Origin of the sequence: Propioniciclava sinopodophylli, assembly GCF_004324755.1 — a bacterium.
Classification (GTDB): domain Bacteria; phylum Actinomycetota; class Actinomycetes; order Propionibacteriales; family Propionibacteriaceae; genus Propioniciclava; species Propioniciclava sinopodophylli.
The window spans coordinates 176,957-194,277 of sequence record NZ_SDMQ01000005.1; the positions used below are offsets into that span (position 1 = coordinate 176,957).

Annotated in this window: 16 protein-coding genes; 4 read left to right on the top strand and 12 right to left on the bottom strand. The window is 71.9% G+C overall.

Translation table 11 applies throughout. The annotated features are described in order from the left end of the window. The first annotated feature begins 8 nt into the window (after positions 1–8). The gene (rocF, locus tag ET989_RS07005; protein ID WP_131167825.1) at positions 9–947 is read left to right on the top strand and encodes an arginase; all 939 of its coding nucleotides are present in this window, start codon (positions 9–11) and stop codon (positions 945–947) included. Between the two features lie 11 nt (positions 948–958). Here the strand turns inward: rocF and ET989_RS07010 are convergent, their stop codons facing one another. The 11 genes from ET989_RS07010 to hisI all read right to left on the bottom strand — a co-directional run bounded on the left by ET989_RS07010 (position 959) and on the right by hisI (position 15,075). Continuing rightward, a complete protein-coding gene (locus ET989_RS07010; protein WP_131167826.1) occupies positions 959–2,320 on the bottom strand; it encodes a ferredoxin--NADP reductase domain-containing protein in 1,362 nt (453 codons plus the stop codon). 166 nt (positions 2,321–2,486) lie between these two features. Then, positions 2,487–3,953 carry a glutamate synthase subunit beta gene (locus tag ET989_RS07015; RefSeq protein ID WP_131167827.1) on the bottom strand — a complete coding sequence of 489 codons (1,467 nt, stop codon included), beginning with the start codon at positions 3,951–3,953 and terminating at the stop codon, positions 2,487–2,489. Further along, the gene (gltB, locus tag ET989_RS07020; protein ID WP_131167851.1) at positions 3,946–8,457 is read right to left on the bottom strand and encodes a glutamate synthase large subunit; all 4,512 of its coding nucleotides are present in this window, start codon (positions 8,455–8,457) and stop codon (positions 3,946–3,948) included. The genes ET989_RS07015 and gltB overlap by 8 nt, the downstream gene beginning before the upstream one ends. 136 nt (positions 8,458–8,593) lie before the next feature. Next, a complete protein-coding gene (lgt, locus tag ET989_RS07025; protein WP_206662258.1) occupies positions 8,594–9,469 on the bottom strand; it encodes a prolipoprotein diacylglyceryl transferase in 876 nt (291 codons plus the stop codon). 6 nt (positions 9,470–9,475) lie between these two features. Further along, on the bottom strand, positions 9,476–10,342 hold the full coding sequence (trpA, locus tag ET989_RS07030) for a tryptophan synthase subunit alpha (RefSeq protein ID WP_131167852.1): 867 nt from the start codon (positions 10,340–10,342) through the stop codon (positions 9,476–9,478). Positions 10,343–10,350: 8 nt separating this feature from the next. After that, positions 10,351–11,604: a tryptophan synthase subunit beta gene (gene trpB / locus ET989_RS07035; protein WP_131167829.1), complete on the bottom strand. Its 1,254-nt coding sequence runs from the start codon at positions 11,602–11,604 to the stop codon at positions 10,351–10,353. Between the two features lie 37 nt (positions 11,605–11,641). Then, complete coding sequence (trpC, locus tag ET989_RS07040) at positions 11,642–12,439, bottom strand: indole-3-glycerol phosphate synthase TrpC (RefSeq protein ID WP_131167830.1); 798 nt, start codon at positions 12,437–12,439, stop codon at positions 11,642–11,644. A 2-nt stretch (positions 12,440–12,441) separates the two neighbouring features. Next, entirely contained in the window at positions 12,442–12,669 is a 228-nt protein-coding gene (locus ET989_RS07045; RefSeq protein ID WP_131167831.1) for an HGxxPAAW family protein, read from the bottom strand. Further along, positions 12,666–13,217, bottom strand: a complete 552-nt coding sequence (locus ET989_RS07050) for a Trp biosynthesis-associated membrane protein (protein ID WP_131167832.1) — start codon at positions 13,215–13,217, stop codon at positions 12,666–12,668. Before ET989_RS07050 ends, ET989_RS07045 begins: the two co-directional genes overlap by 4 nt. Beyond that, a complete protein-coding gene (locus tag ET989_RS07055) occupies positions 13,214–14,722 on the bottom strand; it encodes an anthranilate synthase component I (protein ID WP_131167833.1) in 1,509 nt (502 codons plus the stop codon). The genes ET989_RS07050 and ET989_RS07055 overlap by 4 nt, the downstream gene beginning before the upstream one ends. Continuing rightward, positions 14,719–15,075, bottom strand: coding sequence for a phosphoribosyl-AMP cyclohydrolase (gene hisI / locus ET989_RS07060; RefSeq protein ID WP_241656245.1), 357 nt, complete (start codon positions 15,073–15,075; stop codon positions 14,719–14,721). The genes ET989_RS07055 and hisI overlap by 4 nt, the downstream gene beginning before the upstream one ends. A 68-nt stretch (positions 15,076–15,143) precedes the next feature. Here hisI and ET989_RS07065 point away from each other — a divergent pair, with 68 nt between their 5' ends. Together ET989_RS07065 and ET989_RS07070 are read left to right on the top strand one after the other, a co-directional pair. After that, positions 15,144–15,776, top strand: a complete 633-nt coding sequence (locus ET989_RS07065) for a TIGR03085 family metal-binding protein (protein WP_131167835.1) — start codon at positions 15,144–15,146, stop codon at positions 15,774–15,776. Beyond that, complete coding sequence (locus ET989_RS07070; protein WP_131167836.1) at positions 15,745–16,380, top strand: maleylpyruvate isomerase N-terminal domain-containing protein; 636 nt, start codon at positions 15,745–15,747, stop codon at positions 16,378–16,380. Before ET989_RS07065 ends, ET989_RS07070 begins: the two co-directional genes overlap by 32 nt. 39 nt (positions 16,381–16,419) lie before the next feature. Here ET989_RS07070 and ET989_RS15535 read toward each other — a convergent pair whose 3' ends face one another. Then, entirely contained in the window at positions 16,420–17,094 is a 675-nt protein-coding gene (locus ET989_RS15535) for an HNH endonuclease signature motif containing protein (RefSeq protein WP_277751351.1), read from the bottom strand. Positions 17,095–17,133: 39 nt separating this feature from the next. Between ET989_RS15535 and ET989_RS15540 the strand changes: the two genes are divergently transcribed. Beyond that, positions 17,134–17,321 (top strand): hypothetical protein (locus tag ET989_RS15540; RefSeq protein WP_241656247.1); only part of this gene is annotated, 188 nt, incomplete at its 3' end.

Genomic DNA, 17,321 nt, shown 5'->3' on the forward strand with positions numbered 1-17,321 from the left:
GGACCGGCATGGCCCAGATCAGCCTCATCGGCGCCCCCACCGACGTCGGCGCGTCCCTCGCGGGCTGCCGCCTCGGCCCCGGAGCGCTGCGCGTCGCGCGCCTCGCCTCGGGCCTGCGCGCCCTGGGCAACGACGTCCGCGACATCGGCGACGTGGCGGGCCCGCCCAACCCCCGCCGGGAGCCGGTGGACGGCTACAAGCACCTGCCCGAGGTGACGGCCTGGAACCACGCGGTGCGCGACGCCGTGGCGGTCGAACTGGCCGAGGGCCGACTGCCGATCCTGCTGGGGGGCGACCACTCCCTGGCCATCGGGTCGATCTCGGCGGTGGCCGCCCATTGCCGCGCCGCGGGCAAGAAGCTGCTGATCATCTGGGTCGACGCTCACGCCGACATCAACACCAACGAGATGACGCCGTCGGGCAACATCCACGGCATGCCCGTGGCGTGCCTGCTCGGGCACGGCCCCGCCGAGCTCACCGGCATGTCGGACCAGGTGCCGGCCATCACCGCCGACCAGATCCACCAGGTCGGCCTGCGCAGCGTTGACCCCGGCGAGAAGCGGTTCCTCGCCGAGTCGGGGCTGGCCGTCTACGACATGCGCTTCCTCGACGAGGTCGGGACGCGCCGCGCCATGACCCGCGTGCTCGCCTCGGTGGACGCCGCCACGCACCTCCACCTCTCGCTCGACCTTGACTTCGTCGACCCGAGCGTCGCCCCCGGCGTCGGCACCCCCGTCGTGGGCGGCCCGACCTACCGCGAGGCCCACCTGGTCATGGAGATGATCGCCGACACCGGACGCCTCGGCTCGCTCGACATCGTCGAGGTGAACACGGCCCTGGACGTCCGCAACGCCACCGCGGAGCTCGCCGTCGACCTGGTCGAGTCCCTGTTCGGCAAGTCGACCCTCCTGCGGGTCACGGACCTGGCCAACCCGCCGCGGGGCTGAGCCCCGCCGCGTCAGGCGGGGTCGTCCTCGTGCTCCAGCGGACCCCCGGGGCGGCCGTGCCGGACGAGGTCGGTGAGGGCGTGCCACGTGGCGACCTTGACCCGGGGGCGCCCGAACCGTTCGCCCGCGGCCTGCTCGGCGGCGTCGATGCGCTCCCAGTCGGCGAAGGTGGACGCCGCGCGTCCCCGGCCGGCGAGCAGCTCGGCGGCGTCCGGCCCGGACGGTGCGGGCAACTGCCCCGCCTCCAGGTCGGCGAGCAGCGCCCGGACGGTGGCGGCGGCGTCCGACTTGTTGGTGCCGATGACGCCCAGCGGACCCCGCTTGATCCAGCCGACGACGTATTCCCCGGGACGCACTCCCGCGTTGTCCACCACCCGCCCGTCGACGTGGGGCACCACGCCCCGCTCAGGGTCGAACGGCACGCCGGGCAAGGGCTTGCCCCGGTAGCCGATGGCCCGCAGCACGAGCTGGGCGGGCACCACTTCCCGTTCTCCCGTCCCCGCGACCTGCCCGGTCGCGTCCATCACCGTCCGTTCCAGGACCACCGCGCGGACGGCGCTGGCACCGACCAGTTCCACAGGACGCCGCCAGAACGCCAAGTGCAGCCGGGCGCGCGGAGCCTCGACGACCCGGGATTCCGCCGCACGGAGCGCCTCGAGGTTCTGCCGGACCCGGCGGTCCGCGTCCGGCGGGTCGTCCGGCACGGGGTCGTGCAGGACGGGCTGCACCCCCTCCAGGGTGAGAAGCTCGCGCAACTCGGTGGTGGTGAACGTGGCGTGCTCGGGCCCGCGGCGTCCGACGACCCACACGTCCGCGACGTGGTGGCCGGTGAGTTCGGCGAGCACGGCCTCGGGCATGTCGGTGACGGACAGGCGGCCGGGGTCGGCCAGCAGGATGCGGGCGACGTCGACGGCCACGTTGCCGACGCCGAAGGTCACGGCAGCCTCGACGCCCGCGAGCGCATGGGGCTCGGCGTCAGGGTGTCCGTTGTACCAGGCGACGAATTCACGGGCCGAGTGGCTGCCGGTGAGGTCCTCGCCTCGGACGTCGAGGCGCCGGTCCTCGGCCGCGCCTGCCGCGTACACGACCGCGTCGTAGCCCCGGCGCAGCTCGTCCGCGGTGATGTCCTGGCCCAGTTCGACCAGGCCGAAGAACCTGACGCGGTCGGACGCGAAGGGTTCGGCGAGTACCCGCTGGATGCCCTGCAGGCTCGTGTGGTCGGGCGCGACCCCGTACCGGAGCAGGCCGTACGGCGTCGGCAGGCGGTCGAGGATGTCGATGCGGACGTCCTCGTCCCCCTTGAGCAGCGCGCCCGCCGCGTACAACCCGGAGGGCCCGGCTCCGACGATGGCGACGCGTGGATGCTCCCTCATGGCCGCATCCTGCCAGTTGGCCCCGACACGGCCAAGGGACTACGACGGCGCGCGGTACCGCACGATGCCACCTATCCCGACGGTGGCGTCGCTGTCGGTCTTCACGATCCGGTCGAAGGCGAGCTGCCATCCGTTGGCCGTCGGCCGCGCACCGCGCACCCGTCCGTCACACGACCAACGGCCGTTCCGTGGGCAGGATGGGCTTGGGCAGCACGGAGCTGCCCTGCAGGAAGGAGTCCACCCCGTTGGCGGCGCTGCGGCCCTCCGCGATGGCCCACACGATGAGCGACTGGCCGCGGCCGGCGTCCCCGGCGACGAACACCCCGGGCACTGACGTCTGGAACGAGTCGTCGCGGACGATGTTGCCGCGGGCGTCCAGCTCTACGCCCAGTTCCTCGACCAGACCGGACCTCTCCGGGCCGACGAACCCCATCGCGAGCAGCACCAGGTCGGCGGGGATCTCCCGCTCGGTGCCCTCGACCGGGGCGAACCCGCCCGCGCCCAGCGCGACCTCCGACAGTCGCAGGCCAGTGACCCGCCCGTCGCTGCCCGTGAACTCGCTGGTCGAGACCGAGTACAAGCGCCCGACCTCACCCTCCTCGTGAGAGGTGCTCACGCGCAGGATCATTGGGTAGGTCGGCCACGGCTGGCTGCCCGGACGCTCCTGCGGCGGGGTCGGCATGATCTCCAGCTGGGTGACGGAGGCCGCCCCCTGGCGCAGGGACGTGCCGATGCAGTCGCTGCCCGTGTCGCCGCCGCCGATGACGACCACATGCTTGCCGGTCGCGGTGATCTGACCCTCGACCTGCTTGCCGACGGCCACCTTGTTCGCCTGGGGCAGGAACTCCATGGCCTGGTGGATGCCGGACAGCTCGCGCCCCGGGATCGGCAGGTCGCGCGGCACCGTCGAGCCGACCGCCAGCACCACCGCGTCGAACCGGTCGCGCAGCTGCTCGCCGGTGATGTCCACGCCGATCGTGGTGTTCGGCTTGAAGACCGTGCCTTCCTGGCGCATCTGCTTCAGCCGCCGGTTGAGGACCTTCTTCTCCATCTTGAACTCGGGGATGCCGTAGCGCAGCAGCCCGCCGATGTCGTCGGCGCGCTCGTACACCACGACCGTGTGCCCCGAGCGGGTCAGCTGCTGGGCGGCCGCGAGCCCGGCCGGCCCCGAGCCGACCACGGCCACGGTCTTGTTGGTGTGCCACTCCGGCACGACCGGGATGACGCGGCGGTCGTCCCAGGCCTTGTCCGCGATGGCGACCTCGATGTTCTTGATGGTCACCGGCTCCCGGTTGATGCCGACCACGCAGGCCGTCTCGCAGGGGGCCGGGCAGAGGCGTCCGGTGAACTCGGGGAAGTTGTTCGTCGCGTGCAGCCGGTCGGTGGCGGCCCGCCACTGGTCGAGGTGGATGAGGTCGTTCCACTCCGGGATGAGGTTCCCCAGCGGGCAGCCGGTGTGGCAGAACGGGATGCCGCAGTCCATGCAGCGCGACGCCTGCTGGCGGATGATCGGCAGCACGGCCCGGCCGGGGCTGCCCGGGTAGACCTCGTCCCAGTCCTTGACGCGCTCGGCGGGGTTGCGGCGCTCGGCGAGCTGGCGCTCGACCTTCATGAAGCCCTTCGGATCAGCCATGAGCGGCCTCCATCATCTTGGCGACCGTCTCGTCGGTCGAGAGGCCGGCGGCCTCGGCGTCCGCGCGGGCGGCGAGCACCCGGGCGTAGTCACGCGGCAGCAGCTTCGTGAAGCGCCCCCGCCAGGCCGGCGCTCCGGAGTCCAGCAGGCGCTGGGCGACGGCGGAGCCGGTCATGTCCACATGGCGACGCAGCAGCGTCTCGATGCGGTCGACGTCGGAGTCGGTGAGGTCGACGGGGTCCACCAGCTCGGTGTTGACCCGGTCGCGGTTCAGGTCGAGCACCCACGCGAGTCCGCCGGACATGCCGGCGCCCACGTTGCGCCCGGTCGGGCCGAGGATCAGCGCCTCGCCGCCGGTCATGTACTCGCACGCGTGGTCGCCCACGCCTTCGACGACGGCGGTCGCGCCCGAGTTGCGGACGCAGAATCGTTCGCCGACCCGGCCCCGGATGAACAGCTCACCGGAGGTCGCCCCGTAGGCGATGACGTTGCCGGCGACGATCTGCTCCTCGGCGACGAACGGCGCGTCCTCGGCCGGGCGGACGGACAGGCGCCCACCGGACAGGCCCTTGCCGAAGTAGTCGTTCGTGTCGCCGACCAGGCGCAGCGTGACGCCGGCGGGCACGAACGCCCCGAAGCTCTGGCCACCGGTTCCCGTCAGGGTGATGTCGATGGTGTCGGCCGGCAGGCCCTTGCCGCGCGTGGCCCTGGTCACCGCGTTGCCGAGCATCGTGCCCACCGTGCGGTCGACGTTGGTCACCGCCCGCTCGATGCGGACGCCCTCGCCCCGCTCGAGCGCGGGCGCGGCCTGCGCGATCAGCTCGTTGTCGAGCTTGGTCGTCAGTCCGTGGTCCTGGGTCGTGACCCGGTGCAGGGGCCCGTCGGTCTTGACCCGGTGCAGGATCGGCGCCAGGTCCAGGCCCGCCGCCTTCCAGTGGTCGACGGCCTCCTTGGTGCGCAGCACCTCGACGTGGCCGACGGCCTCCTCGATGGACCGGAAGCCGAGCGCGGCCAGGTGCTCGCGGACCTCCTGCGCGATGAACTCGAAGAAGTTCACCAGGAAGTCGGCGTGGCCGGCGTACTTCGCGCGCAGCTCGGGGTTCTGCGTGGCGACGCCCACCGGGCAGGTGTCCAGGTGGCAGACGCGCATCATGATGCAGCCGCTCACCACGAGCGGGGCCGTCGCGAAGCCGAACTCCTCCGCGCCCAGCAGGGCGCCGATGACGACGTCGCGGCCGGTCTTGAGCTGGCCGTCCACCTGGACGACGATGCGGTCGCGCAGGCCGTTGAGCAGCAGCGTCTGCTGGGTCTCGGCCAGGCCGAGCTCCCACGGGCCGCCCGCGTGCTTGAGCGAGGTGAGCGGCGCCGCGCCGGTACCGCCGTCGTGGCCGGAGATGAGCACGACATCCGCCTTGGCCTTGCTGACGCCCGCGGCGACGGTGCCCACGCCCACCTCGGCGACCAGCTTCACGTGGATGCGGGCGACCGGGTTGGCGCACTTGAGGTCGTGGATCAGCTGCTTCAGGTCCTCGATCGAGTAGATGTCGTGGTGCGGCGGCGGAGAGATCAGGCCGACGCCGGGCGTGGAGTGCCGGGTGCCGGCGACCCACGGGTACACCTTCTGGCCGGGCAGCTGGCCGCCCTCGCCGGGCTTGGCGCCTTGGGCCATCTTGATCTGGATGTCGTCGGCGTTGGTCAGGTAGTCGCTCGTGACGCCGAAGCGGCCGGACGCCACCTGCTTGATCGCCGAGCGGCGTGCCGGGTCGTAGAGGCGCTCCGGGTCTTCGCCGCCCTCACCGGTGTTGGACTTCCCGCCGAGGCGGTTCATCGCGATGGCGAGCGTCTCGTGCGCCTCCTGGCTGATGGAGCCGTAGCTCATCGCGCCGGTGGAGAACCGCTTGACGATCTCGCTGACCGGCTCGACCTCGTCGATGCTGATCGGCTCGCGGACGCCCGTGTCGAACTCCAGCAGGCCGCGAAGCGTCATCAGGCGCCTGGCCTGGTCGTCGACGCGGGCGGTGTACTGCTTGAAGATGTCGTAGCGCTTCTCCCGCGTCGCGTGCTGGAGGCGGAACACCGTCTCCGGGTCGAACAGGTGGGGCGGGCCCTCGCGGCGCCACTTGTACTCCCCGCCGGTCTCCAGCGTGCGGTGCGCGACCGTGCGGCGGTCGACCGGGTACCCCACGTCGTGGCGGGCCTGGATCTCCCGGGCGATCTCGCCCAGCCCGATGCCCTCGACGCGGCTGGTCGTGCCCGTGAAGTAGCGGTCGACGAAGTCGGACGCCAACCCCAGGGCCTCGTAGATCTGGGCGCCCGTGTAGGACGCGATCGTGGAGACGCCCATCTTGCTCATGACCTTGAGGACGCCCTTGCCGAGCGCCTTGCGGACGTTGGCGAGCGCCTTTTCGGGGTCGACCGTGACGTACATCTCGCGGCGGGCCAGGTCCTCGGCCGACTCGAACACGAGGTAGGGGTTGACCGCGGCCGCGCCGTAGCCGACCAGCAGCGCCACGTGGTGCACCTCGCGGACGTCGCCGGCCTCGACCACCAGGCCGACCTGCGTGCGGGTCTTCTCGCGCACCAGGTGGTGGTGGACGGCGGAGGTGAGGAGCAGCGACGGGATCGGCGCGAAGTCGATGTTGCTGTGCCGGTCGCTCAGGATGATGATGCGCGCCCCGTCGGCGATGGCGGCGCTGACCTCGGCGCAGATCTCGTCGATGCGGCGGGCCAGCTCCTCGGGGCCGTCCAACAGGCGGTAGAGCCCACGGACGACGTGGGAGGCGAACTCCGGCATGGTGCCGTCGCGGTTGATCCGCACGAGCTTGGCCAGCTCGTCGGAGTCGAGCACCGGGTACGGGATCACGATCTGGTGGCACGAGTCGGGGCCGGCCGACAGCAGGTTGGCCTCGGGCCCGACCGAGCCGGCCAGCGAGGTGACGAGCTCCTCGCGGATGGCGTCCAGCGGCGGGTTGGTGACCTGGGCGAACAGCTGGCTGAAGTAGTCGAACAGCAGCCGCGGGCGGTCGCTCAGGACGGCGACCGGGGTGTCGGTGCCCATCGACCCGATCGGCTCGGCGCCGGTCTGGGCCATCGGGGCGATGATCGTGCGGAGCTCCTCGTTGGTGTAGCCGAACACCTGCTGGCGGCGCGAGACGGACGCCGCGCTGTGCACGACGTGCTGGCGCTCGGGCAGGTCGTCGAGGGTGAGCCGCTCTGCGACCCACTCGGCGTAGGGATGCTCGGCGGCCAGGCCGGCCTTGACCTCGTCGTCGCCGATGAGGCGGTGCTGGGCCAGGTCGACCAGCAGCATGCGGCCGGGCTGGAGGCGGCCCTTCTCGACCACGGAGGACTGGTCGATGGGGAGGACGCCGGCCTCGGACGCGAACACCACCAGGCCGTCGTCGGTCACCCAGTACCGGCCGGGGCGCAGGCCGTTGCGGTCCAGGGTGGCGCCGATCAGGGTGCCGTCTGTGAAGCAGACGGCCGCCGGGCCGTCCCACGGCTCCATGACCGAGCTGTGGAAGGAGTAGAAGTTGCGGCGGGCGGCGTCCATCTCGTCGTGGTTCTCCCACGCCTCGGGGATCATCATCAGCACCGCGTGCGGCAGGGAGCGGCCGCCCAGGTGCAGCAGTTCCAACACCTCGTCGAAGCTCGCCGAGTCGGACGCACCGGGCGTGCAGATCGGGAAGAGCCGGTCGAGGTCACCCGGGATGAGGTCGGTCTCCAACAGCGCCTCGCGGGCGCGCATCCAGTTGCGGTTGCCCTGGACCGTGTTGATCTCTCCGTTGTGCGCGATGTAGCGGAACGGGTGGGCCAGCTCCCAGCTCGGGAACGTGTTGGTGGAGAAACGGCTGTGCACCAGCGCCAGCGCGCTCTCGGTGCGCTCGTCGAGCAGGTCGGGGAAGGTCTCGCCGAGCTGCTGGGTGGTGAGCATGCCCTTGTAGACCGTCGTGCGGGCGCTGAGGGAGGCGAAGTAGACACCCACCTCGGTGCGCACGCGCTTGTTGAGCGGGTACACGCGGCGGTCGAGGTCGATGCCGGTCGCCCGGCCGGCGGTGACGAACAGCTGCTCCATGTGTGGCATGACCGCCAGCGTCACGGGGCTGAGGGTGTCGCCGCTCATCGGAACCATGCGCCACCCGAGGACGCGCAGGCCCTCTTCGATGGCGAGGTGCTCGATGCGGAGTTTCGCGGTGAGCCGCGCGGGGGCGTCGGCGGGCAGGAACGCCATGCCGACCGCGTAGCCGCCGGCGGGCGGCAGCACGAAGTCGACGGTCTCGCGGAAGAGTCGGTCGGGGACCTGGAGCAACATGCCCGCGCCGTCACCGGCGGCTTCGTCGGCGCCGGTGGCGCCGCGGTGGTCCAGGTTCTCCAGGGCCAGCAGGCCTTGGGAGACGATGGCGTGGGTGGCCTCGCCGCTCAGGTGGGCGACGAAGGCGACGCCGCACGCGTCGTGTTCGAAATCGGGTCGGTAAAGGCCTTGGGCAGGCCTGTTGTGGTGCATGTTCACGTGTGTCTCCTGCGCCAACGGGCTGTGTGGCAGCCACCCCTGGTGGAGCAACTTCCTGGCCACTACCGCATGCCGCTGTCGCAGACTAACGCGTGATGTGTTGCGCGCGTGTTACGGGCGCGGACACCGTTCAGGATTCGGACGCCTCGACGTGGTCGGGGCCGCCGACGCCCTTGCGCTCGACCCACGGCTCGCGGCCCGGGCGGAGCTTGCTGGAGACCAGGAAGTAGGCCAGGCCGGCCAGCGCGATGAGGAGCGCGGTGACCTGGTTGGTGCGCAGCGGGCCGAAGTAGTAGCTGAAGTCGGTGCGGATGCCCTCGATCCAGAACCGGCCCGTGCCGTAGACGACGCCGTACAGGGCGAACAGCTTGCCCCAGCCGAGCTTGAACTTGCGGTCGATCGCCAGCAGCAACAGGCCCCCGGCCAGGTTCCAGCTCAGCTCGTAGAGGAACGTGGGCTGGAAGGTCGGCACGTCGGTGTACTCGGCCGGGCGGAACTGCGGGTCGATCTCGAGGCCGAGCGGGCCGTCGTCGGGGCCGCCGAACAGTTCCTGATTGAACCAGTTGCCGAGCCGGCCGATGGCCTGGGCGATGATCAGGCCGGGGGCCAGCGCGTCCGCGAACGCCGTGAGGCGGGCGCCCAGGATGCGCGCGGTGACGGCCGCGCCGATGGCGCCGCCGATCAGCGAGCCGAACATCGCGATGCCGCCCTCCCAGATGAAGAAGGCGCTCCACGGGTTGCGGCCGGGGGCGAAGTAGTCCTCCCAGTGCGTGAGGACGTGGTAGATGCGGGCGCCGATGATGCCGGCGGGGATCGCGACCAGCACGATCGTCTCGAAGGTCTCGGCCAGCCCGCCGCGCTGCTTCCACCGCCGCGAGCCCAGCCACCACGCGAACACCATGCCCGCCATCAGGCACAGTGCGTAGATGTGGATCGTCAGCGGTCCGATGGAGAACTTGCTGATGTCCGGGCTGGGGATCGACAGGAGCGAGAGCACGGCACCCATCATGCCCTACGCCGAGCGGACCCCCGCGGCGAGGTCGGCCACCACCGCGCGCAGGCCGCTGAGGTCGGCGGGGGTGCCCGCGTCCTCGGCGGCCAGCATCGGCTTGATGAGGGCCGAACCAACGATCACGGCGTCCGCGAACGAACCCACCTCGGCCGCCTGCGCGCCGTTGCTCACGCCCAGGCCGACGCCCACGAGGGTGTCGGGGGCGAGCTCACGGAGACGGGCCACCAGCTGCGGGGCCTGCGAGGAGGTCCGCTGGCGGGCGCCGGTCACGCCCATCACCGCGGTCGCGTACACCCAGCCGCGGCACGCGCGGGCGGTGGCGATGATGCGCTCCTCGGTGGAGCTCGGCGACACCAGGAAGATCCGGTCGAGCCCGTGCTCCTCGGAGGCGACCATCCACTCCTCGGCCTCGTCGGGGGTCAGGTCGGGGGTGATCAGGCCCGCTCCCCCGGCCTGGGCGAAATCGCGGGCGAAGGCGTCCACGCCGTAGCGGTCCACGAGGTTCCAGTACGTCATGCACAGCGGGGTCGCGCCGGCCTCGGCGACGGCCTCGACCGCACGCAGGACGTCGCGGGTGCGGACGCCACGCTTGAGAGCGGTCGTGCCGGCGCGCTGGATGACGGGACCGTCCAGGATCGGGTCGGAGTACGGCAGGCCGATCTCGACCATGTCGACCCCGGGCCCGTCGCCGGGTCGGCACAGCGCGCGCATGGCGTCCAGGGAGGTGTCGACGTCGGGGTAGCCGACGGGGAGGTAACCCACGAGCGCGGCGCGCCCCTCGGCCTTGGCGGCGAGGATGCGCCGCCCGGAGATGCCGGCGCCCGCCAGCTGGGCTCCGGGGGCCTTGACGGGCTCAGCCGCCCGCATGTCCGTCATCAGAATCCCCCCACGGTCTCGTCGGGCGTGCCGTCGAGGTCGAACCACTTCAGGGCGGACGCCACGTCCTTGTCGCCGCGGCCCGACAGGCACACGCAGATCAGGGGGGACAGGTCGGGCTGTTCCTCGGCGAGGCGACGGCCCAGGCGGATCGCGCCGGCGATGCCGTGGGCGGACTCGATGGCGGGCATGATGCCCTCCGTCTGGGTGATGAGCTTGAAGGCCTCCATGGCCTCGGCGTCGGTGACGGGCTCGTACGTGCCGCGTCCGGACGCCGCCAGCCAGGCGTGCTCGGGGCCGACGCCGGGGTAGTCGAGGCCGGCGGAGATGGAGTGCGATTCGACGGTCTGGCCGTCCTCGTCCTGGAGGACGTAGGTGCGCATGCCGTGCAGGACGCCGATCGACCCGCCCGTGATGGACGCCGCGTGGCGGCCGGTGGGGATGCCATCTCCCTCGGCCTCGAAGCCGTACAGCTTCACCTCGGGGTCGTCGATGAAGTCGGCGAACATACCCATCGCGTTCGAGCCGCCGCCGACGCAGGCCGCGACCGCGTACGGAAGCTCGCCGTAGCGCTCGAGCAGCTGGGCGCGGGCCTCGGTGGAGATCACGCGCTGGAACTCCTTGACCATGCGCGGGAACGGGTGCGGGCCGGCGACCGTGCCGATGAGGTAGTGCGTGTCATCGACGGAGGCCACCCAATCGCGCATGGCCTCGTTCATGGAGTCCTTCAGGGTCGCCGACCCGGACTCGACGGCGATCACCTCGGCGCCGAGCAACTGCATGCGCGCGACGTTGAGTGCCTGCCGGTCGGTGTCGACCTTGCCCATGTAGACGCGGCACTCCAGGCCGAGCAGGGCGGCGGCGGTCGCGGTGGCGACGCCGTGCTGGCCGGCGCCGGTCTCGGCGATCACGCGCGACTTGCCCATGCGCTTGGAGAGCAGCGCCTGGCCGAGCACGTTGTTGATCTTGTGCGAGCCGGTGTGGTTGAGGTCCTCGCGCTTGACGACGATGCGGGCGTTACCGGCCAGTGCGCTGAGCCGCGGAAGCTCGGTGATGGGGGTCGGCCGGCCGGAGTACTCCACGCGCAGGCGGTTGAGCTCGGCGACGAAGGCGGGGTCGGCCATCGCGAGGTCGAACTCGCGGTCGAGCTGGGTCAACGCAGCGTTGAGGGCCTCGGGGACGTACTGCCCGCCGAAGATTCCGTAGTGCCCGCCCTTGTCGGGCAGCGTGGTGGGTTCGTTCACCTGCGTCACTCTAGTCGCGGGGGCTCGTCCGACCCGGCGAGCCGTCTCACTTCGGCTGCGCGGCGCTCCCGGCCTCGATGAAGGCGGCAACCGACGCGCGCGGGTCGCCGTGACGCACGAGGGCTTCGCCCACGAGGACCGCGTCGGCGCCGGCGGCGGCGACGCGCTCGACGTCCGCTACCGACAGAATGCCCGACTCGGCCACCCGGACGCGGTCGGCCGGGATGAGGTCCACCAGAGTCTCGAACTGGGCGATGTCGACCTCGAGGGTCTGCAGGTTGCGGTTGTTGATGCCGACGACGGCGGCACCGAGGTCGACCGCGCGGTGCGCCTCGTCGGGGGTGTGCACCTCGACGAGCGGGGTGAGCCCGAGCTCGAGCGCAAGCGCGTGGAGGCGGTTCAGGTCGTGGTCGTCCAGCGCCGAGCACATCAGCAGGGCGAGGTCGGCACCGGCGGCGCGGGCCTCCCACAGCTGGTACTCGGTGACGATGAAGTCCTTGCGCAGGACGGGGGTGTCGACCGCGGCGCGGACGGCGACGAGGTCCTCCAGCGAGCCGCCGAAGCGGCGCTTCTCGGTGAGCACCGAGATGACGGCGGCTCCCCCGGCCGCGTACTCGGCAGCCAGGGCGGCGGGGTCGGGGATGTCGGCCAGGGCGCCCTTGGACGGCGAACTGCGCTTGACCTCGGCGATGACGGACAGACCGCGGGCCGCGAGGGCGTCCACGACCGGGCGGGTCGGAGGCATCGCGGCCACGGCGTCCATCAGGTCGGACAGGCTGCGCCGGGCCTGGCGGACCGCCAGATCCTCCCGGACGCCGACGACGATGTCGTCGAGGACGCCCACGACTAGTGCTTCTCCCCTTCGATGAGCTCCTGGCCGTAGCCGAGCTTCACCATGACTCCACCCACGATGGCGGCGGCGACCATGACGCCGAGGCCGACCCAGACGACGGCCCAGTTGATGTTGAGGAAGAAGCCCACGGTGGCGATGAGCGCACCGATGCTGGCGATGACCATGGAGGTCCAGGCCGCCGGCGTCTTGCCGTGGTGGTACTTCTCGACGGTGCTGCTCATGCTCGGTCCCCTTCGTCGGTCGGATCGTGTCCTGCGTCCATAGCTTTCCAAGAAGCCACCGGGTCTGTCACGTCGCCACTCGCCGCGGCGGCCGTCCTGACCCTGCGCGCGGGTGGTCGGGCGACCCAGAGGGCCGAAGCCCCGGCGACCAAGAGGCCGAGCACACCATAGGTGGCCGGGACGGCCGTGCGCGCCAGTGTCCAGTCGGCGCCCAGCGCGGCGAGGGCCACGTGCTGCTCGACGACCGCGTCGGCCGGGTTGGCCCCGGCGAAGCCCAGGGCGGCCATCGCGAGCCCGGCCAGCAGGGCGACCACACCGACGACGCGGCGTCCGGTGGCGCCGAGGGTGAGCGTGGTCAGCACCACCGCGAGCACGACGGCCGGGAGCAGCGCGGCGAGCCCGCCGGTCCCCCCGCTGCCCCCGATGCCCTGGGCGCCCGCCCCGGCGAGGCCGTCGGCCCAGCTGACCGTCCACCAGTCGCCCCACAGGGCGGCGCCGATGGCCGCGAGGGCGGCCGCCGCGGCGACCAACCGGGTGTCGAACCTCACGCCAGCCGCCGCATGCCGGACGCCGTGGCCACGGCCCGCAGCGCTGCCGCGGCCTTGTTGCGGGACTCGAGATCCTCCGACGCGGGGTCGGAGTCGGCGACGATGCCGCCGCCGGCCTGTACGTACGCGCGCCCGTCCTTGAGCACTGCGGTGCGGATGGCGATGGCGACGTCGGAGTTGCCGGCGAAGTCGAAGTAGCCGACCACGCCGCCGTAGAGCCCGCGCCGGGACACCTCGAGGCGGTCGATGATCTCCATCGCGCGCACCTTCGGGGCACCCGAGAGCGTGCCGGCCGGGAAGCAGGACAGGGTGGCGTCCAGCGCGGTGCGGCCCTCGGTGAGCTCGCCGACAACGGTCGACTCCAGATGCATGATGTGGCTGTAGCGGCGCACGGTCATGAACTCCACCACGCTGACCGTACCGGGCACGCAGACGCGGCCGAGGTCATTGCGGCCGAGGTCGACCAGCATGAGGTGCTCGGCGCGCTCCTTGGGGTCGGCCAGAAGGCGGGCCTCGTTGGCGGCGTCCGCCTCGGGGGTGGCGCCGCGTGGCTGGGAGCCGGCGATCGGGTGGGTGAGCACGTTCCGGTCGTGCACCGTCACGAGTGCCTCGGGGCTGGAGCCCACGATCGCGAGGTCGTCCAGCCGCAGAAGGTAGAGGTAGGGGCTCGGGTTGCTGCGGCGCAGCACCCGGTAGACGTCGAGGGCGTCGGCGCCGCACGGAACCTCGAAGCGCTGGCTCACCACGATCTGGAAGGCCTCGCCGGCCCGGATCTCCTCGACGGCCGCGCGCACGGCGTCCTCGAACTCGGGCTGGGTGCGCTGGCGGGTCACGTCGACCTCGCCGGGCTCCTCGGGCCGCAGGCTGAGCAGCGGCTCGGCGGGCTCCTGCAGTCGCGCGACCATGGCGTGCAAGCGCGCGCAGGCGTCCGCGTACGCCTCGTCGACACGTTCGGACGTGTCGTCGTAATTGATCGCGTTCGCGACCAGCCACACCTCGCCGGTGTGGTGGTCGAGGACGGCGACGTCGGCGGCCAGCATCATGACGACCTCCGGCAGGCCCAGGTCGTCGGGGTTGGCGTCCGGCAGGCGTTCGAGGCGGCGGACGATGTCGTAGCCGAGGTAGCCGACCATGCCCGAGGTCATCGGGGGCAGCGCGTCGTCGTAGGGGGTGTGGAGGCGCTCGAGGGTCTCGGCGAGCACGGCCAGCGGATCGCCGCCGGTGGGCAGGTTGGCCAGTTCGCGGCCTGACCACGTGGCCTGCCCGTCTCGCTCGGTCAGGACGGCCGAGGCGTTGACGCCGACGATCGAGTAGCGCGCCCACACGCCGGCCTCGGCGGACTCGAACAGGAACGTGTTCGTGCGGTCGCCGCACAGGTGGTGGTAGAGCCCGACGGGGGTGATGTCGTCGCCGAGCAGGCGCGTCCAGACCGACACGATGCGACGGCCCTGCTCGGACGCGAGGGTGCGGAAGCGCTCGAGGTCGGGGGTGATCGGGAAGGTCATGCGTCCTCCTCACCCAGCAGTTCGCGGGCGTCGAAGCAGGTGGTGTCGCCGACGTGACAGGCCCCGCCGACCTGGTCGACGGTCAGCAGGACGGTGTCGCCGTCACAGTCGAGGCGGACGGTGCGGACGTGCTGCGTGTGTCCGCTGGTGAGCCCCTTGATCCACTGCTCCGAACGCGAGCGCGACCAGTACGTCGCCTCGCGGGTCGCCAGCGTGCGGGCCAGGGCGGCGTCGTCCATCCAGGCCTGCATGAGGACGGCTCCGGTCGTCGCGTCCTGGACGACGGCAGCGACGAGGCCGTCCGGCGTGCGCTTGAGGGCGGACGCGATGGCCGGGTCGAGGGTGTGGGACATGCGCGCCATTCTTCCACGCCCCACCGCAGCCGCCGCGCGGCCTCCGACCCGCGGCTAGGGTGGGCGGCATGGGTTTTGCTGCGCAGGAACGGACGGCACTGTGTGACGCGCTGGCGGAGGTGGGCCCGGACGCGCCGACGCTCTGCGAGGGCTGGACGAGCCACGACCTGGCCGCGCACGTGTGGGTGCGCGAGAACGACCCGTCCGCCGCCCCAGGGCTGCTGATCGGTGCCCTGGCCGACGTGACCGCCTCCCGCATGGAGGCGACCAAGCGGCGCTGGCTCTACCCCGAGCTGGTGGAGCAGATCCGGCGCGGGCCGCGGCCGATCTCGCTGTTCGCCGTCCCCATGCTGGACGAACTGGCCAACACCACCGAGTTCTTCGTGCACACCGAGGACGTCCGGCGCCCCGCCGGCCTGCCTCCGCGCGACAAGGGGCCAGACTTCGAGGACCACGTCGCCAAGGGCCTCAACACGACCGCCAAGGCGCTGTTCCGCAAGGCGCCGTGCGGCATCATGCTGGAGCGCACCGACCGCCCGCAGCGGCTGCGGGCCAAGGCGGGCGACACCACGGTGATCATCGTGGGCAAGCCGTCCGAGCTGCTGCTGTTCGCGTTCGGCCGCATGACGGACGCCGACGTGCAGCTCGTCGGGCCGCCGGAGGTCAAGGATGAGCTCCTCGCCACCCACGCGGGGTTCTGAGGCCTGGCGTCGCGTCCTCGCGGCCCGCGACTGGTTCGTGGACGCCGCACGCGCGGCCGGGCCGGATGCCCCGACGCTGTGCGAGGGCTGGACTGTGCGCCACCTGGTCGGACACCTGCTCACGCTGCGCGATGACCCGGTGTCCTGGCCCGGCATCGCGCTCCCCCGGCTCGCGCCGCTGACCGAGCGCCGGATGGCCGTGGCCACGGTGTCCGGCTTCGAGGACGCCCTCGCCCGCCTGGCCGACCGGTCGCCGTTCATGCCGCTGGTCCTCGACTCCCCTCGCTCCGCGTGGCGTCACCACCTCGGCGAGTACGCGGTCCACACCGAGGACATCGTGCGCGCCAATCCCCTGCCGCCCACCGTGCTGGACGACGCGACGCTCGCGGCCCTATGGCGCCGGGCGGCCGTCGCTGCGCGCCAGCTCCACCGCCGGGACGGCCGTGGGCTCGTGTTGGCGTGGCCCTCGGCCGGTCTCGAGACGCGGGTGCTGCCGGGGGCGACGACCGACCACGTCATCGGGACGCCGCTGGAGCTGCTGGTCTGGGCCCACCGCGGCCCAGACGCGGCCGACGTGCGGGTGGTGCGGGCGCCTGGGGTGTGAAGATCCCCTGCCATCGAACGCACAGACCAATCGCAGAAGTTATTCGATCAGGATCTGGGGTGCCTCCTCCCCCACCTCTCGGCTGATCAGGTCTCGCTGGTCGGCCTGGCGTTGGTTCGAGCGCAGGGGCGCCTGGGCCCGGGGTTGGCCCACTCGGGTGGGTGGGGTGAAGACGGGGTGTCCGTCGTGGGCGATGTGGACGGTCCATCTCGTGGGTGGGGAGCTGTGGTCGAAGAACCGGTGGGGTTCGACGGTGCCGTGGTGGTGGGGGCACAGGAGCACCATGTTGCCCAAGGCGGTTTCGCCGCCCAGCCACCAGGGGACGATGTGGTGTGCTTCACACCCCGAGGCCGGGACCCGGCAGCCCGGGAACGCACACCGCTTGTCGCGCTGTTCGAGGGCTTTGCGGATGCTGGGGGTGACCAGGCGTTGGTCGCGGCCCACGTCGAGGGGCTGGCTGGCCGAGCCCAGCACGATCGGCACGATGGTGGCGTCGCACGCCAACCGGCGCAGTTCACCGGCGGTGACCTGCTCGCCGCTGGCCAGCACCCCGGCCTGCTCGACCCGGTTCAAGACGTCGTCGAAGGACAGGGTGACCACCACGGTCGGCTTCACAGGCGGGCCGGTCCGTGTGGCGAATCTTGCCGAAGCCCCAGCCTGGGACGAGGACACTTCCGCAGACCCAGGGAACCCAGGTCGGGTAGCGGAGCTCATCGAGTGCGGCTTGGACCCTTCGACACGCTCAGGGGCCCGGTGCCCTTCGGCAGGTTCACCGAACCGGGCCGGCTCAGGCGACCGACCAGCAACGAGGGCGATGAGGCCGTCGGCGGTGCGCTGCTCGAAGCTACGCAACCCGGCTTCGTCGTGACGATCCGCGGCCTGCTCCACCGCACGCCGGTTGCTGACCGCGTGCGACTCGACCAGACGCTTGAACGCCTCAC

Excerpts from the sequence above, each read along its gene's own strand:
- ET989_RS07055 (WP_131167833.1), bottom strand. The coding sequence starts at position 14,722 with ATGACCTTCCCGATCACCCCCGACCTCGAGCGCTTCCGCACCCTCGCG.
- lgt (WP_206662258.1), bottom strand. The coding sequence starts at position 9,469 with ATGGGTGCCGTGCTCTCGCTCCTGTCGATCCCCAGCCCGGACATCAGC.
- ET989_RS07065 (WP_131167835.1), top strand. The coding sequence starts at position 15,144 with ATGGGTTTTGCTGCGCAGGAACGGACGGCACTGTGTGACGCGCTGGCG.
- gltB (WP_131167851.1), bottom strand. The coding sequence starts at position 8,457 with ATGCACCACAACAGGCCTGCCCAAGGCCTTTACCGACCCGATTTCGAA.
- ET989_RS07045 (WP_131167831.1), bottom strand. The coding sequence starts at position 12,669 with ATGAGCAGCACCGTCGAGAAGTACCACCACGGCAAGACGCCGGCGGCC.
- rocF (WP_131167825.1), top strand. The coding sequence starts at position 9 with ATGGCCCAGATCAGCCTCATCGGCGCCCCCACCGACGTCGGCGCGTCC.
- trpA (WP_131167852.1), bottom strand. The coding sequence starts at position 10,342 with ATGCGGGCGGCTGAGCCCGTCAAGGCCCCCGGAGCCCAGCTGGCGGGC.
- hisI (WP_241656245.1), bottom strand. The coding sequence starts at position 15,075 with ATGTCCCACACCCTCGACCCGGCCATCGCGTCCGCCCTCAAGCGCACG.
- ET989_RS07070 (WP_131167836.1), top strand. The coding sequence starts at position 15,745 with ATGAGCTCCTCGCCACCCACGCGGGGTTCTGAGGCCTGGCGTCGCGTC.
- ET989_RS15535 (WP_277751351.1), bottom strand. The coding sequence starts at position 17,094 with ATGAGCTCCGCTACCCGACCTGGGTTCCCTGGGTCTGCGGAAGTGTCC.
- ET989_RS07015 (WP_131167827.1), bottom strand. The coding sequence starts at position 3,953 with ATGGCTGATCCGAAGGGCTTCATGAAGGTCGAGCGCCAGCTCGCCGAG.
- ET989_RS07010 (WP_131167826.1), bottom strand. The coding sequence starts at position 2,320 with ATGAGGGAGCATCCACGCGTCGCCATCGTCGGAGCCGGGCCCTCCGGG.